Origin of the sequence: Psychrobacter sp. ASPA161_6 (assembly GCF_051970285.1) — a bacterium.
Taxonomy (GTDB): domain Bacteria; phylum Pseudomonadota; class Gammaproteobacteria; order Pseudomonadales; family Moraxellaceae; genus Psychrobacter; species Psychrobacter glaciei.
The window spans coordinates 273074-290418 of the sequence record NZ_JBEFNJ010000004.1; the positions used below are offsets into that span (position 1 = coordinate 273074).

General features: G+C 43.9%; 14 protein-coding genes. 5 read left to right on the forward strand and 9 right to left on the reverse strand.

Going from position 1 to position 17345, the window contains the following annotated elements; translation table 11 throughout:
- The first annotated feature begins 49 nt into the window (after positions 1-49).
- Positions 50-478, forward strand: coding sequence for an acetyl-CoA carboxylase biotin carboxyl carrier protein (accB, locus tag ACTQ9T_RS12155; protein WP_010201260.1), 429 nt, complete (start codon positions 50-52; stop codon positions 476-478).
- A gap of 139 nt (positions 479-617) precedes the next feature.
- Complete coding sequence (gene accC, locus ACTQ9T_RS12160; RefSeq protein WP_010201258.1) at positions 618-1979, forward strand: acetyl-CoA carboxylase biotin carboxylase subunit; 1362 nt, start codon at positions 618-620, stop codon at positions 1977-1979.
- 165 nt (positions 1980-2144) lie between these two features.
- Here the strand turns inward: accC and ACTQ9T_RS12165 are convergent, their stop codons facing one another.
- Together ACTQ9T_RS12165 and leuA are read right to left on the reverse strand one after the other, a co-directional pair.
- A complete protein-coding gene (locus ACTQ9T_RS12165) occupies positions 2145-2765 on the reverse strand; it encodes a hypothetical protein (RefSeq protein ID WP_440465240.1) in 621 nt (206 codons plus the stop codon).
- Positions 2766-3019: 254 nt separating this feature from the next.
- Positions 3020-4804, reverse strand: coding sequence for a 2-isopropylmalate synthase (leuA, locus tag ACTQ9T_RS12170; RefSeq protein ID WP_240215972.1), 1785 nt, complete (start codon positions 4802-4804; stop codon positions 3020-3022).
- A gap of 217 nt (positions 4805-5021) precedes the next feature.
- On the opposite strand from leuA, the gene ACTQ9T_RS12175 reads away from it, so the two are divergent.
- A complete protein-coding gene (locus tag ACTQ9T_RS12175; protein ID WP_189584927.1) occupies positions 5022-5510 on the forward strand; it encodes an Lrp/AsnC family transcriptional regulator in 489 nt (162 codons plus the stop codon).
- A gap of 5 nt (positions 5511-5515) precedes the next feature.
- On the opposite strand, the gene ACTQ9T_RS12180 is transcribed toward ACTQ9T_RS12175, so the two are convergent.
- From ACTQ9T_RS12180 to ACTQ9T_RS12200, 5 genes are all read right to left on the reverse strand, one after another.
- A complete protein-coding gene (locus ACTQ9T_RS12180; protein WP_440465241.1) occupies positions 5516-6772 on the reverse strand; it encodes a YbfB/YjiJ family MFS transporter in 1257 nt (418 codons plus the stop codon).
- Positions 6773-6866: 94 nt separating this feature from the next.
- On the reverse strand, positions 6867-8219 hold the full coding sequence (locus tag ACTQ9T_RS12185) for an ABC1 kinase family protein (protein ID WP_440465242.1): 1353 nt from the start codon (positions 8217-8219) through the stop codon (positions 6867-6869).
- Positions 8220-8290: 71 nt separating this feature from the next.
- Positions 8291-9079, reverse strand: a complete 789-nt coding sequence (locus ACTQ9T_RS12190; RefSeq protein ID WP_440465311.1) for a HesA/MoeB/ThiF family protein — start codon at positions 9077-9079, stop codon at positions 8291-8293.
- 48 nt (positions 9080-9127) lie between these two features.
- Positions 9128-10000 (reverse strand): peptide chain release factor N(5)-glutamine methyltransferase, encoded by an 873-nt coding sequence (gene prmC, locus ACTQ9T_RS12195; protein ID WP_440465243.1) that lies wholly within the window; start codon positions 9998-10000, stop codon positions 9128-9130.
- Between the two features lie 51 nt (positions 10001-10051).
- A complete protein-coding gene (locus ACTQ9T_RS12200) occupies positions 10052-11968 on the reverse strand; it encodes an AmpG family muropeptide MFS transporter (RefSeq protein WP_440465244.1) in 1917 nt (638 codons plus the stop codon).
- A gap of 765 nt (positions 11969-12733) precedes the next feature.
- On the opposite strand from ACTQ9T_RS12200, the gene katG reads away from it, so the two are divergent.
- Both katG and ACTQ9T_RS12210 read left to right on the forward strand, forming a co-directional pair.
- Positions 12734-14917 (forward strand): catalase/peroxidase HPI, encoded by a 2184-nt coding sequence (gene katG, locus ACTQ9T_RS12205; RefSeq protein WP_440465312.1) that lies wholly within the window; start codon positions 12734-12736, stop codon positions 14915-14917.
- 440 nt (positions 14918-15357) lie between these two features.
- On the forward strand, positions 15358-16302 hold the full coding sequence (locus ACTQ9T_RS12210; protein ID WP_413190352.1) for a LysR substrate-binding domain-containing protein: 945 nt from the start codon (positions 15358-15360) through the stop codon (positions 16300-16302).
- 82 nt (positions 16303-16384) lie between these two features.
- Here the strand turns inward: ACTQ9T_RS12210 and ACTQ9T_RS12215 are convergent, their stop codons facing one another.
- Both ACTQ9T_RS12215 and ACTQ9T_RS12220 read right to left on the reverse strand, forming a co-directional pair.
- Positions 16385-16819, reverse strand: a complete 435-nt coding sequence (locus ACTQ9T_RS12215) for a hypothetical protein (RefSeq protein ID WP_413190351.1) — start codon at positions 16817-16819, stop codon at positions 16385-16387.
- A gap of 25 nt (positions 16820-16844) precedes the next feature.
- Positions 16845-17096, reverse strand: coding sequence for a hypothetical protein (locus ACTQ9T_RS12220; RefSeq protein ID WP_413190350.1), 252 nt, complete (start codon positions 17094-17096; stop codon positions 16845-16847).
- Positions 17097-17345: the final 249 nt, after the last annotated feature.

Below are 17345 nucleotides of genomic sequence, written 5' to 3' on the forward strand. Positions count from 1 at the left end.
TATTTCGTTACACTATTTCTTGAATTTAGTACAAGGCATTATAAAAACTATGGATATTGAAAAAATACGTACCCTAATCGCCCTCATGGAAGAAAGTGAACTGGTCAATTTAGAAATCAGTTCGGATGATGAGCATATTAGTCTGACAAGGCATTATGACACGCCAGTACCGACGATGATGGCTGCGCCTGCTGCTGGAGTAGCGCCTGCTGCTGCTGACACAAAACCAGCCATAAAAGCTGGTAGCGTTGAAACCTCACCAATGGTTGGCGTGTATTATTCAGCGCCTAGCCCGAATGATCCACCATTTGTGAAAGTCGGACAAAAGGTTCAAGCGGGTGATACGCTTGGTATTATCGAAGCCATGAAAATCATGAATCCTCTTGAAGCGACTCAAAGTGGTGTCGTTGACGAAATTTTGGTAGATAACTCTGAAGTCGTACAGTTTGGCCAGCCTATGATTCGCTACAAAGCGTAATAAGATTCGCCAACCTTTACTTCGTTATGATTGATATCTCGTTATTGCTCATCGCTTCTCACCATTGCATTTGATGATGGCAATCGATGACTGGCATAGCGACTTAGTCATTAACTACCGCTTCGACAAGGATGACCCCATGATAAAAAAACTGCTCATCGCCAATAGAGGTGAAATCGCACTACGCATCGTTCGTGCGTGTAAAGCGCTAGGAATCGAAACCGTAGGCGTCTACTCAACGGCTGACGCCAATTTGATGCACCTGCGTTTTGTTGATGAGGCCATTTGTATCGGCAAGCCAAATGCCAATCAAAGCTATCTTGATATCAATACTATTTTAACCGCAGCAGAAATCTCTGGTGCTGATGCTATCCATCCCGGTTATGGTTTTTTGTCCGAAAACGCCGAGTTCGCTGAGCGTGTTGAAGAAGCAGGCCTAACCTTCGTTGGCCCTAATGCCGATCATATCCGACTCATGGGTAATAAAGTCTCCGCTATTAATGCCATGAAAAAAGCAGGCGTACCTACCGTACCCGGCTCTGTTGGAGCGGTGACCTTGCACAATGCGGAAGAACAAGCACGCAACATTGGTTTTCCCCTATTGATCAAGGCGGCGTCTGGTGGTGGTGGTCGTGGGATGCGTGTGGTTGAGCGCTTCGAAGAGGTCATCGGACAAGTACAAGCAGCAAAACAAGAAGCTGAGCTATGGTTTGGTGATGATACCGTCTATATGGAACGCTATCTACAAAACCCACGTCATGTCGAAGTACAAGTACTGGGCGATGGCAATGGTAATGCGATTCATCTATATGACCGTGATTGCTCATTACAACGTCGTCATCAAAAAGTCCTAGAAGAAGCACCTGCGCCCGATATCCCTGATGATGTGCGCGAGCCTATCTTAAGGGCATGCGTCAAAGCTTGCGAGCTGGTCAAGTATCGCGGTGCCGGTACGTTTGAGTTTTTGTTTGAAAACAACGAGTTTTTCTTTATTGAGATGAACACTCGAGTACAGGTAGAGCATCCCGTTACTGAGATGATTACGGGTATCGACGTCGTCGTTGAGCAGCTAAAAATTGCCGCAGGTTACGGCTTGTCTTATCGTCAAAGCGAGATTGAAATTCAAGGTCATGCGATTGAGTGCCGTATTAATGCTGAAGATCCAGCGACCTTTATGCCTTGTCCGGGTACCGTCAACCAGTTGTTTGCGCCAAGCGGTGCTGGCGTTCGATTTGATTCGCATTTGTATCCTGGGTATGAGATACCGACGTATTATGATTCGTTGATAGGCAAGCTTATCTGTCATGGTCAAACTCGCCAGCAAGCCATCTCTAAGACACTACATGCGCTTGATGAATTGGTGATTGAGGGCATCAAAACCAATATTCCTTTACATCGTGACGTGATATTAGCGGATGATAGTTTTGTACAAGAAGCACAAAACATTCACTATCTAGAAAGAGAATTATTAACAGCACACAAAGCAAAGTCAGCGTCTTAATTTGCCACTTTATTTTTATATAACGATAATGAGCAACATTATCATTTAGCGTTGATAAATAGACTAAAAAAACCCGCTATCTATTAAGATAGCGGGTTTTTTAATGGGCTCACATAAAATTTAATTTTCTTTATAGACAATAATATTAATAGAATATATCAAACATTATGGCAATACTCTGTTGAAGTTCATAAAGCATTCTTTGCCATCAGGGTCAGCGCACCACTGCATTTGGTTGCCATCATGGTTCAAAAACGCTATCAGCGCTTCATCAGTTTGATCAATCTTATTACCAGAGCAGTCTACTTCATTATTGTCATATACCGTTCGAATGGCAATAACGGGTAAGCCTTCTTCGCGATGAGTGACCAGATAGCGACCGTACGTCCATTCTTCACCACTGACAGCCCACATTTCATTGTCGGCACCAAAATTATATAACTCACGGCATTGATTGGAAGCCAACGCTGACGCCATTAAATTATTGCGGGAGTTCGGCTGAATATTGAGAACACGCTCTTCGCTTTGTGTAAGAATCCCACCGTCTGTACCAGCATTTATTTTTGGCTCATCACCTTTGCTTGCTGGCGTGTCTACCAATGCCGCTTGTCTAGCCTCGGCCTCTTTAGTCATGGTCATACTACTGTCTAAGTCTATTTCCCATTGTCCAGCAATGGCAGGACTAATATGCGTCGTAATCGTCGGCTTACTAACTACTTCGCCGTTCACTGGCAAGGAAGCCAGAATAGAGGCCAATGTAAATGAAGCAAATGATATCGGTTCCATAATTAACCTTTTTATTTATAATAATTGAGCAATACGCACATTAGCGTAAGTCTTAGACACCAAAAACACAAGTAACATTATGCTATTGGGTTCATGAATTTATGACACACAGAATCCAATAAGCTATTAATTATTTTATCACTCGTGCCTGTTTTAACCACTCAAACAATAACGCCATGGCTCTCACTGACGAATCGTAAAGAACCATGACGTTATGCGTGGGCAGTATTACCCTATCAAAGCATTATTTGCTATTAAGCAGCCGTAGTATTTAGTGCTTGAGCAAAGGCGGATAATGCCCCTTTTAACATCGCTGATACCGTGCTGCTACAGGTGCCAATACCAGAGTACACCTCGCCATCAACATTCAATTGAATGTAAGCGGCAGCATTGGCATTGGTTTTGTTATCACGATTGTTATCATCATCGATGCCATTACCGCTATTGTGCTGCGGATTGATCGCGTGCTCAGCATAATTGATGATATGTAGCGACTTGCCAGTATGCTGAGCAAGACCATTGATAAATGAGGATAATGGACCATTACCCGTGCCATCGATAGTAATGGTATCGCCATTCATCTGTACTTGACCGTTAAAATAAACCTGCCCACCTTTATTGTTCACGCTGTAGTCTAGTAGCTCAAAGCTGCCTTGACGTAAATAGGTGTCCTCAAAGGTCTGTAAGATTTCATCATTTTGTAATTCGCGCGCCACTGTTTCGGCTTGCTGCTGAACCACGCGGCTAAAGTCAATTTGCATCCAACGTGGCAAGTTAAAGCCATAATTGCGTTGCAAGATATAAGCGACCCCACCTTTGCCAGACTGGCTATTGATACGTACCACATCTTGGTAACTGCGACCAATGTGCGCTGGATCAATAGGTAGATATGCCACATCCCAAACGTTATCGGTTTGATCTGTATGTTGCTCATTATAATCGAGAGATTTTTTGATGGCATCTTGATGTGAGCCACTAAAGGCAGTAAAGACCAATTCACCAACATAAGGATGACGTGGATGCAGCGGCAAGTTATTGCATTCGCTGACCACTTGGACGATTTCACTCATATTGCTAAAATCAAGCTCAGGATCAATACCTTGGCTAAATAAGTTCATCGCCATGACCATAATATCCATATTACCGGTACGCTCGCCATTACCAAGCAACGTCCCTTCAATACGATCTGCACCCGCAAGCACCCCTAGCTCAGCAGCGGCAACGGCACAGCCACGGTCATTGTGCGTATGCAAACTGACAATCACATGCTCACGCATAGCAAGATGGCGACAGAAATACTCAACTTGATCGGCAAAAACATTGGGCATAGATGCTTCAACAGTCGCCGGTAAATTAAAAATTACTTCTTGACCATTCTGCGGCTGCCAAACTTCACAAACCGCATCGCAGACTTCTACCGCATACTCAGTCTCTGTCTGGCTAAAGCTTTCAGGCGAGTATTGAAACACCCATTCTGTTTCAGGGTATTTTGCCGCATATTCTTTCAATAGCTTGGCACCTACGATAGCAATTTCTTTAATCTCAGCTTTGTCTTTGCCATAGACTTTTTCACGTTGGACACGGCTGGTTGAATTATAGACATGGACGACAGCACGTTTTGCGCCTTTTAATGATTCAAACGTACGGGCAATTAAATGCTCGCGCGCCTGTACCAAGACCTGCAACGTCACATCATTAGGCACGTGGTTTTCTTCGATGAGTTTGCGGGCAAAATCAAACTCAACTTGCGCCGCTGATGGGAAACCAATCTCGATTTCTTTAAACCCTACATCGACTAAAGTTTCAAAAAAGCGCATTTTTTGTTCAATAGTCATCGGATCGATCAAAGCCTGATTACCATCACGCAGATCGACACTTGCCCATATTGGTGATTTCTCAATCGTTTTGCTTGGCCATGTGCGATCTGGTAATGAGGGCGCAAACGCAAATGGACGATATTTTTGATAGTCAAAAGCGGCACTTTTTGGTGCCTTTTTGGCAGTCGGCGTGGCTACAGTGCGTGTGGCTTGGTCAGACATAATCAATCCTTAGGTAATATGAAATTTATATTTTAGCGAATAAGGCTGCTGATTAGATCAGTATTGAGCATACGAGATAACTAAAACTTATACTCTAATAATAGCAAAGTTTATGAGAGAGAAACCCGCTTTATTACACTATAATTAGAGTTTATTTAGTGAAATAAAGCGTTTTTGTAGATATAATTAGATTATTTCACTAGCGAGTAACTATTCCATGCCTAGTAGTCATTCTGATAGTCCCATACTGACTGATATTGATGAGACCGATAGACGTTTATTGTGTTTATTACAGACTGAAGCCCGAATGAGCATCACCGAGCTTGCCGAACGTGTCAATTTATCTGCGACCCCTTGTGCCCGCCGCATCAAACGCTTAGAAGATACCGGTGTCATCACTGGCTATCATACCAAAACAGATGCGCAAAAACTTGGCTACCCGCTCGCCGTATTTATCGCAGTCAGTATGGATCGTCATACGGCTGAGCGTTTCGAGCAGTTTGAGCGCAAGGTCCAGAGTTTTGAGGAAGTTATTAGCTGTAGCATCGTCACAGGGCGCACGGAAGACTATCTTATTAAAGTGAGAGTGCGCGATATGGCGCATTACGAGGAGTTTTTATTACACCGGCTCAATCGTATCGAAGGCGTGGCTCAAGTGCATACCAGTTTTGAGCTACGAGAAGTGTTTAGCCGCAGCGTGGTCTAAAGGATTTAAGCACTTGTGGGTGACTGTCGGTGGAACAATATCAGCAATATTAATCCAATAATAAGTCCAATAGCAGCAACGAGCAACCCTGCATTGAAATTGTCGTCCTGCCCTGCCAAGGCCACCGTCACCAATGGCCCTAAAAACTGCCCCAATGCATAAGCCAGTGTCGCCAATGCAATCAGCAAATTAGAATAGGCAGGATTGATATTTTTAAACAAAGTGAGTGTCATCGATACCATACCAACGAAAGTTAGCCCTAAGATAGCGGCATTACCATACAAGCCAAGTGCACCATCGAACCATATGGGCAAGCACATACCAAATGCTTGCAATACCGTCAAACCCATCAAGGTTTTTGTTTCCCCAATTCGCTTGGCAAGTGCCCCCCACAAGGGGTTTGATAACATGGCAAAAATACCAACAACCAGCCAAATCAGTAATCCAGCATAAGTTTGCGCTGTTAACCGCTGCGCTGCCATCACTGGCAAAAAAGTCGCAGAACTGATATAACCAAACCCAGCAAGTACATAGCTCACAGAAAGTAGCGCAAGGGCTTTATGGTGACCAGCAACGGCTTCGTATAAGGAATGCTTAAAATTTAAATAGGTTTGATGCACCGATATGTGCTGTTTAGAGCGAATGTACTGAGATTCAGTATGCTGTGACTGTCTTGGTTTTATAGCATAGAGCAGCCACAAAAGTGGCAGACTAGTAAGACCTGCTACTAGCCAAATCACATCAAAATGATAACCCAATATTAGTAGCCACCACGTCAGTATGGCGGAGGCGCTAATGCCAACACCAATACCTGCATAATGTACTGCCGAAAGTACAGAGCGACGCTCAGGACTGAGATTTTGAATCACAAACGAAGAGCTTAAAATCATTGCCACACCGCTTGCAATGCCTGCCAGCAAGCGAATGATATACCATAAATTTAACGACATAGATGGCACAACCAGCAGCATCGTTGTGACGATACTGACCATGACCCAAAGCGTCATGACCTGCCATGTCGCGCGCTGAGGTACGAACATGGCAATGAGCGCGCCGATAAAGTATCCAATATAATTGATTGAAGCCAACCAGCCTGCAATCGTCGTTGATAGCGACAATTGCACCATAATATCAGGTAAGGTGGCGGTAAAGAGAAAACGTCCATAGCCCATAACCACTGCCATGCAGTAGAGACCGATACAGGCAATGGCAGCTTCGTTGGTAATCGTCGGGACCATACGGCTTTTAAGAGCCGTCATCATGACAGAGCCATTTTTGCGACCATTAGCACACAATCCTTTGTGTTAAAGCATTCAAAAGCAGTGACAAGTTAACAATGAAACATACAATAAAAACTTACGATACATTTAATGCCGGTGGCATGGTTGCATCTATCTCTGTATGTCCCAGCATTTGCACACGTTGATCACTAAACATATCCATATCAGGCGCAAGCGTACGCATAAAACGGTCAAAATAAAGCATCTGCTTGGTCAATAAGGCAAAATCACGTGGAAAATGGATGCCATGACGCTTACCGACTTCTACGATTTCTAGCATCATTTTATTCATCTCATCGGCTTGTTCTTTGCTGTTAAAAGGCACACCGCTGGTAAAGGCTTTGTCCTCCGCCATGATGGTTTTCATCATACGCTGCAAATCATTGCCCAACGCCACCACATCGACTTTATTACCACCATGCGTCATCTCCATATCAATCATATGGCGTGCCATTGATTGATAGTCACTGTCCTGCATGGCTTGCATCATGCCCATACAAGCCCGCCAGCTTTCGGCTTTAAGCTTACCGACAATACCAAAATCTAAGAACCCAATACGGCCGTCGGTCAGCAGCATCAAATTGCCCGCATGCAAGTCAGCGTGGAAGCTATTGCACAGCATCAGACTAGCAAACCATGTGTTTAACGTATCTGCCATAACTTGTGCAGGATCAGCACAGTATTGGCGCATGAGCGACTCATCGACCATAGAGACGCCATATAGACGGCTCATCGTTAATACACGCTTGGTGGTCAGCTCTTCGTAGACGGTTGGTGCAACAACACGAGTGTTACCTGATACTGCTAAAAACTGCTGAAAATCGCGAATATTCTGTGCTTCAGCGATAAAATCAGTCTCGGCAAGCATACGCAGACGAATCTCATCGATAATTGGCGCAATACTCGCAAACTTCATCGATGGCATGAGTAGCTCAAGCAGCTTAGTCACCCCATGCAATACGCCCAAATCAGTCTGCATGATAGTCTCGACGCCAGGTTTTTGTACCTTTAGCACCACTTCATCGCCATTGTGCAGACGAGCTGCATGAACTTGAGCGATAGAGGCAGAGGCCAGTGGCTCTGAGTCAATATGGGCAAACTTATCAGCGAGCGTCATGCCATCAATCGCCAGCTCCTCTGTCAGAACCTGTTCAATATACGCAAAAGACAATGGCGTCGTCTGATCCAAACAACTTTGGAACGCCTTGACATAGTCGCGTGGAAACAATGACGGCGTACTGGCAATAAACTGGCCAATTTTGATATAAGTCGTACCTAACTGCTCAAAGGTTTCTTTTAGCAGCATGGCATCAGGTTTTTCACCTTTTGCCACTCTCAGCGCAGATAAACCTGCCACGCTAGCCGTTTGGCGAACACGATTAACAACATTAAAAGTATGCTTTAATAAATGCGGACGATGAATTTTCATAAGAAACAACTATGGTAATAAAAGGAATATTTGGGGATAGATGATTACAAAAGCTAAATATCGAGTCATTGCTAATGACTGGTGCACACGGGACACTGCGGGTCTTTTCGATATCCCATCAGCCGCTGCTGCATCTGACTACCATCCCATATAAGCAGCTTATTTGTCAGTGGATTTTTGGTTAATCCCAAATATTGCAACGCGGCATTGGCTTGCAAATTGCCCATAACAGCAGTGGTACTAGCCAGCACTCCTGAATTGGCGCAAGTACGCTCATCAGCGGCTTCGTCAAGCACCACTGAACCAAACACGCAGTGATAACAACCAGTGTTCAAATGAGGCTCAAACAGTGCGAGCTGCCCTTGCATAGCAATCGCCGAAGCAGACAATAGCGGAATCTGGTAGCGCACACTAATACGATTGATAACATCACGCGTCGCAAAATTATCAGTACAGTCTAAGAGCAAATCAGGCTTATCTGTCGCCATGTCAAGCAACTGATAAGCGTTGTCTTCATCTAACCGCGCCACTGTGCCGCGAGTCTTTATCAAAGGATTGATGCGCTCTAACATGGCTGCTGCGGTCAATGCTTTGGGCTTACCGATATCGTCAGGTAAAAATAAAGTCTGACGTTGCAGATTACTCGCCTCAATTTTATCATCATCGATCAGATGAATATAACCTACGCCAGCACGTACCAATGTTTCAGAAGCAGGACAACCAAGGCCGCCTGCCCCTATCATCACCACGCGTGCTGATTTCAATCGTAGCTGAGCATCCATATCCCAACCATTTAATAATACCTGCCGTGCGTAACGGAGCAGCTCGTCATCTGATAGCTGTACCAGCGCTTCTACCATAGTCATTCAAAGCCTATAATCAAATAAGTTTACTAATAAAAAACCTGTCTACTGAACTTGCCCTAGCGTGACGCGATCATTACCACCGTAATCTTTTACGGTATCTACTGACTCAAAATTACTATTCAAAAATAACTGTCGAACAGCATCACCTTGATCATATCCATGCTCGATAGCCAGTAGCCCACCTGTACGTAAATACTTTGTTGCTTGCTGGACGATATGCTCGATATCAGCCAAACCCTGATTGGGTGCACTCAAGGCGCTGATCGGTTCAGCTGTTAGACCTGCCAAATGCTCGTCTGTCTCGTCAATATAAGGAGGGTTTGACACGATAATATCAAACTGTGGCTCATCGCAAATAGATAGCGCCTGATACCAACTGCTTTGAATAAATTCAACATTGGCAACATTATTGCTCACCGCATTATGCTGAGCCACTTTAAGCGCCTCGGACGATAAATCAACCGCCACGACTTTCCAATTAGCGTGCTTTAACTCATGGGCAAGACTGATAGCAATACAACCTGAACCTGTCCCTAAATCTAACAATCGCTTATTACTGTTATGTGTTGGCTGAGCATTTATCCAATTTAATACTTGCTCTACTAATACCTCGGTATCAGGCCTAGGTATCAGCGTGTGCTCATTAACAGTAAAATTAAGCGACCAAAATTCCTGATGACCAGTCAAATAAGCCAAAGGTGTGCCCTGCTTCATTTTAGCCACACCAGTATCAAATTGCTCAAGCTCAGTATCAGACAACTGGTAATCTTCATCAGTCATCAACGCTATCGCAGGCTTATCTATGACATGCAGTAGCCAATCAGTAAACCAAAACGACGGTAGCGGATTATCTGTATCACCATTCGTCAGTTGCCCAATTTGTTGCTTTATTTGCCGAATGGTCGATACGGTCATAGATAGCTCTTAAAAAACGGTGAATGAATAAAGGTGAAAATACTGCTTGGCCTACTCTGATGCGCGCGGTGGCTCTTTAGTGTCGGTCAGGTTAGGATTGGTCTTGCTTAGCTTGTCACCTATACCATTACCGCCGCTTCCATCATTATCATCATCGCCATAAATATCATCGTTATCACCAATGACAATGTGTTTATCGACAAAATAAATCAGTGCCAAAATTGGAATGCCAATCGCAAAGGTAAAGATAAAGAAAAACGGGTAACCCATATTATCAACGATGGCACCAGAATAACCACCCATCACTTTGGGTATCAGCGTCATCAATGAAGAAAAAATCGCATACTGAACGGCGGTAAAGCGAATGGAAGTCAATGCGGATAAGAAGGCAATAAATACGGCGCTCGCAAGGCCTGCGGCCAAGTTATCAAAAATCACTGCCAAATACATGACTGGCAAACTGCCTGGATTGTACGTCAATAGCACAAACAGTAAGTTGGTTGCACAGGCTAAAATAGCACCAATCATCATAGCTTGCATAATACGGAAACGCTGAGCCAATAGCCCACCTAAGAAACCACCTGCAATCGCCATGATCACACCGACCAGTTTCACGGCATTGGCGATATCAGTCTTACTAAAGCCCATATCCTGATAAAAGACGTTTGAGATAACCCCTGCCACGATATCTGAGATACGGTATAGACCAATCAACAACAATAATAATAGCGCTTTTTTGCCATAGCGTCGAAAGAAATCTAAAATTGGCTCAATCCAAGTTGCCATGGCCACTTCTTTTTTGACCAGACCCACTTGGACCAATACATAGCCTGCCGCCATTGCCACACCTAAGCTTACTAGCAGATGCAAGGTTTCTACAAAGAAGCTGACAAACGCCCCTTCAAACTCTGGCAGGACTTGTCCCATTACTATATAAGCAGCGATAAACGCAATCACTGAAAACACAAACAATGCTACTAATCTGACGTAGTCTTCACGAGTTTCAGCGACCAATGGCGCTTTATTAATGATTTTGGGCTGGTTAATAATGAAGTAGAGTAGCAACAACGGTGCACACGCAACCAATGCCAAAAAGTAAAACTTAATAGCTGGCATCAGCATTAGTGGTATCAATGCCACTGTGCTATCAAACACGGTATTGATCAAAATATTGATTAGGTAAATAACACCAAACAGCAAACCCGGTACGAGCAGTAAACCAGAGTACACAAGGAATATTTTTAAATTGCTTTTTTGCTTTTGGGTTTGTACCGTCTCAGCAGTTGGCTCATAGCTGGCAAACGTCGTTAGCACCCCTAATGTCATGACTCCTGCCATGATGTAGTAAGTATTACGCCATGCCTCATAACTATAAAAAGTCTCATTCGAGCCAAAGTAATCCGCCAAATACAATGCGCCCGCCCCAGCCACGATCATACCGATACGATAGCCTGACACATAGATAGAAGACAAAATAGACTGCATAGATGGCGGTGCCAGCTCGATACGATAAGCATCAATCACGATATCTTGTGTCGCAGAAGAGAAACCAAGCAGCACGGCAGCGCCTGCCATATAGACCAGTACATCCTCACTGACAGGGTTAACTTTTGCCATCAAAATGATCGCCAGTACAATGAGTAGCTGCGACACGACCATCCAGCTGCGGCGACGCCCAAGCCATTTTGTCAAAAACGGCACAGGAAGCGCATCAATCAATGGCGCCCAAATAAACTTGAACGAATAACCCAATGCTGCCCAACTAAACATGGTCACAACATTTCGGTCGATGCCTGCTTCTCGAAGCCATAATGATAAGCTTGAAAAAATAAGCAATATCGGAATACCCGCTGAAAAACCCAAAAACAACATAATAATGACACGGGGATCTAGATAGGCTTTTGCAGCCTCTCCCCAGGATTTTTTGACAAGTGGCTGATTGGGTGGCACAGATTTAACAGCAGACATAATAACTCACCGAAACTTGAGACAAAAAACACAACTGCGCACAATTTTTATCAATCATTTATAACAAAAATCCGCTATTAGCTGTCGCCAAAAAGGATTGATAAAAATTGCTCAGCGTTGCACAAAACGAGCATTACCACAAAATTCAATTATGGTACTTGAGAACGCCTACCTTGACTAGATATTTCTGCATTAACTTATCACGGACAGCACTCCACTGGGACATCTATTTCACAGTCGTAACAGGGGATATGATAATCTGTAATTAAGGGTAAAAATTTCCTGATCTTTCCATACATTCTCTTTGTTTTTAAGAGTACCTAACCATTCTTTTTTTGCTATATCGACCAAGATAAAATCAGCATGGGTTGGATTCTTGATACCCAGTCATGGCGTTAACCGTGCATCGGACTATAGACAACTTCAAGACTTTGATGATTGGTTATTTAAAACTTATGATTCTTATATATTAGTTTTATAAATACATAGTACTTGGTTATGCTTTGTGTATAAGCAACGGTCAACACGATTAACTGTTTGTCCTCTTTATCAACACATCTATCAACAAAGCCTAGGAGCTATACAATGTCCAACTCGACCCCCACCACAGCTGATAAGAACGCAACACCAGATGCTGGACGTTGCCCCGTTAATCATGACAGCAACGATGCACCAACCAATACAACTTATGACAAAGGTGATGATAAAGGCCCAACGATTCATAGTGAAAACGTGGATGAAACACATGCACCGCAGCGACCTAGCATGGGTGGCTGCCCAGTCATGCACCAAGCTCACACGACGACTGCATCCGCCGCAACCGATTGGTGGCCTAATAGTCTGAACTTAGACATATTGCATCAGCAAGACAAAAAAACAGACCCAATGGGTGAAGACTTTGATTACGCCGAAGCTTTCAAACAGCTTGACCTAGAAGCGGTCAAAACTGATTTGAAAAATCTAATGACCGAGTCACAAGAATGGTGGCCAGCGGATTGGGGTCACTATGGTGGTCTCATGATTCGTATGGCATGGCATTCAGCTGGTACCTATCGCGGTGCTGACGGACGCGGCGGCTCGAATACTGGCAATCAACGCTTTGCGCCATTGAACAGCTGGCCGGACAACGTTAACCTCGATAAAGCCCGTCGTCTATTATGGCCAATTAAGAAAAAATATGGCAATAAACTGTCTTGGGCTGACTTGATGATTTTGGCAGGCAATATGGCTTATGAATCTATGGGTTTTAAAACGCTAGGTTTCGCTGGCGGCCGTGCTGATATCTGGCATCCAGAAAAAGACATCTACTGGGGCTCTGAGCGCGAATGGCTAGCGGCTACCAAAAACCGCTATGACAGCGACGAAGACCGTGCCTCACTCGAAAACCCACTAGCAGCAGTACAAATGGGCTTGATCTATGTGAACCCTGAAGGGGTCGATGGTAACCCTGACCCGCTCAAAACAGCGCAAGATATGCGTACCACCTTTGCTCGTATGTCGATGAATGATGAAGAAACTGTCGCATTGACGGCTGGCGGACATACCGTTGGTAAATGTCATGGTAATGGTGATGCAACGATATTAGAGGATGAGCCAGAAGCTGCCGATGTTGCTGAACAAGGCTTAGGCTGGCGCAACCCTAAAGGCAATGGCAATGCAGGTGATACCGTCTCAAGTGGTATCGAAGGTGCATGGACGACCAATCCTACCCAATGGGATCATGGCTACTTTGAGTTGCTATTAAACCAAAACTGGGCGTTGACCAAAAGCCCAGCAGGTGCTTGGCAGTGGGAACCAACTGATATCAAAGAAGAAGACCGTCCGTTAGATGCGCATGACTCAAGTGCCCGCCGCAACCCAATCATGACCGATGCAGATATGGCTTTGATCAAAGATCCTATCTACCGTGAGATTTCAGAGAAGTTTCATCAAGAGCCTGCGTACTTTGATGAAGTGTTTGCCAAAGCATGGTTCAAGCTGACTCATCGTGATTTAGGTCCTAAAGCTCGCTACTTAGGTGCAGACGTGCCAAGCGAAGACTTTGTATGGCAAGACCCTATTCCAGTAGGTAATGCAAACTTGAGTACTGATGATATTGCGACCCTAAAAGCGCAAGTATTGGACAGCGCTCTGAGCCGCCGTGAGTTAATCATTACCGCTTGGGACAGTGCACGTACATTCCGCGCTTCGGACTATCGCGGCGGTGCAAATGGCGCACGTATACGCTTAGCCCCGCAAAAAGACTGGGCGGGCAATGAGCCTGAGCAATTACAACATGTGCTTGAGACGTTGACCAGCATTCAGTCTGGTTTTGACAAAGACGTCAGTCTAGCAGACCTTATTGTATTGGCTGGTAATGCCGCTATCGAGCAGGCAGCAGACGATGCAGGCGTAGACGTTACTGTACCGTTCACAGCAGGTCGCGGTGATGCTGATGGTGACATGACCGACGCTGAATCTTTTGCAGATTTGGAGCCTTTGCACGATGGTTATCGTAATTGGGTCAAGCAAGACTATGCGGTATCACCTGAAGAGATGCTGCTTGATCGCACTCAATTAATGGGCTTGACTGCGCCTGAAATGGTGGTATTGGTTGGTGGTATGCGAGTTCTCGATACCAATCATGGTCAAAGCCAACATGGCGTCTTTACTGACCGTGCTGGCGTGCTTACCAACGACTTCTTTGTCAACTTAACAGACATGAACCACACGTGGCACCCTGTGAAAACGGGTAATGATACTGCCGGTAACTATGAAATACGCGAACGCAGTACTGGCAAGATCAAATGGCAAGCCAGCCGTGTGGATCTAGTCTTTGGCTCAAACTCTATCTTGCGTGCTTATGCTGAGTTATATGCACAGGATGACAACTTAGAGAAATTTGTTCGTGACTTCGTTCGTGCTTGGAACAAGGTCATGAATGCCGATCGTTTTGATATCGCTGACTAGCCTTTTGTACTTAGTCTGACGCTATTTATTAGGGTTGACAGTACGGATTAAATCCAAACTCTACAAACAGCTATCTTTTAAAAGGTGGCTGTTTTTTTTGTTGAACAATGCGCTTTTATTGCAATTTCAAAACTAGTCATAGTCAAAATACCCCAAAAACGCTACGATACTGCTGATATCAATTTTTTGTAGCCTCTGTCGGTACAGGCATAGCAAGCAAGAAAAATTGATATCAGCAGTGCGTGATGTATCGATATTTCTTTTCACTGACTGTAGCAATTAGGTTATAACCTCTATATTCCTAATTATTATTAATTCATAGCTATTTATTATATACAAGAATAATAGATTTGATTTACACTGGTCGCTTACGGCATATTTGTTCGTTTTTATTTCTATATACAGACAGGATTTGTATATTTATACAATAGGATTCAGTTATGGCAATCGACGTAGTGGTCAATCAGCGGCACTTGCAAATTCAACTCAAGCAGTTGGAGACGGTGTGGCATACGGTGATCAATGGCTATAACTTAAGTCAAGCGGCAACGGTACTGCACACCAGTCAATCAAGCTTATCCAAGCATATTGCAGCGCTTGAAAACCAACTAAAAACTGAGGTGTTCGTGCGTCAGGGCAAGCGCTTGACCGGTCTGACGACCATGGGTACAGCGCTCATGCCGCATATCGAGTCCATCTTTGCTGAAATCCGTACGATTGAGAATCTAAGCCTCGATTTTAACAACCCCAATGTCGGTACCTTAACCATTGCTACCACCCATACGCAGGCGCGTTACGTGTTGCCGCAAGTGGTCAAAGAGTTTAAAGAACGCTTTCCTAAAGTGAATTTAATCTTGCAACAGGCGGATCCTGAGACCATCGCCCAGATGGTGATACGCGGGCAAGCTGACATCGGTATTGCAACCGAGTCGTTGCTCCATAATAACTATCTGCGCTGTTATCGCTATTATGACTGGACACATCGCGTTATCGTGCCAAGCGATCATGAGCTTGCCAGTTACGAATCTATTGATTTGCCGACCCTCGCCAGCTATCCAATTGTTACCTATCACGGTGGTTTTACCGGACGCGGTGCGATTGATAAAACCTTTACAGATGCAGGTCTTGAGCCAGATATTGTTTTAGCAGCACTCGATGCCGATGTGATTAGTACTTATGTCGGTCTTGGTTTAGGGATTGGTATTATTGCCGAGATGGCTTTTGAGCCGAGTCACTATCAGAACTTAACAGCTATTCCAGTGGATCATTTTGGCCGCTTTACCAGTTGGATGGCGGTAAGGGACGATGCCGAAATCCGCCAATATGGTCGTGCTTTTATGGAATTATGCCAAAAGCAGTTCGATCATCCTAGTAATTTAGTGTAGATGATAGTTTAAAAAATTATGTCGTAAGCGATTGATTGTGTTCCAATTTTCGCACTTCGTGGGTTAGCACCCACGCTACCTACTACGTACGCCTACTATATTTATTCAATGTTATGCTTGGAAAGTCCCACGACCAAACATGCATCATATCGTCAGGATCCTGCATAAATGATTCAGTCTCAAGCTCTTTCAACGCCTTATATAAATTATAAAGCACTTCTTCTCTAGTGCCTTTAAATATGAACGGCTTACCACGACTAGAATTCGGAAATACCTGAATTTGAAGTTCATCTGCAAAGCTTATAAAACGCCATAATGCAAAATCAGGCTCTAATGAAAATTCAACTTCTTCAGTTTTGCTGCCAAATTGTAGATTAATAACTGCTTTAGCCAGCTCACTAATTGAATCACATGGAACGTCAGAGATATCTAATGTGATGCATTGGCTTTGATTGCTAATAGTAAGCTCCAACCAACCATCGACTGGTACACCGAATTCGATTTTTACTGTATTCATGTCTAAAGACCTAATAAATTTATATTCACATCACAGCTAATAGCTTGGCAATTATATTGACATAAATACTATAGGCTAAAATAAATACAATCACCCAAAACACAGTTCCTACAAAAATTACCAATAAGCCTTCTGGATTAGGGTCGTTTTTGGTAAATAATCTAGTAATGAAATAACCAGTTCCTTTTAATAGTACCTCAAACACTATCTCAATTATAAAATATCCAATGAAGCGACCGATAACTCTGAATATACCTTCGAAGACATCTTCTATCATCTCGCTCTCCATAACTAATTGCTTTATTCATTGATAACGATATCTTTATGTCTAGTTTCATTCTTATATAGATGGCAATCCCTAGTGTGACGGCTCACGAGTAGCAGACTACGTTCAATCCCTGGGTTACCACCCAAACTACATATAGAATTCTATCTCAATATTACAACTTTGTAGAGTTTTAAAGTTGGGTTAAAAACCTAGCCTACGCCCATCAAATGATTGAGTATAACGCAATACTAATATTTG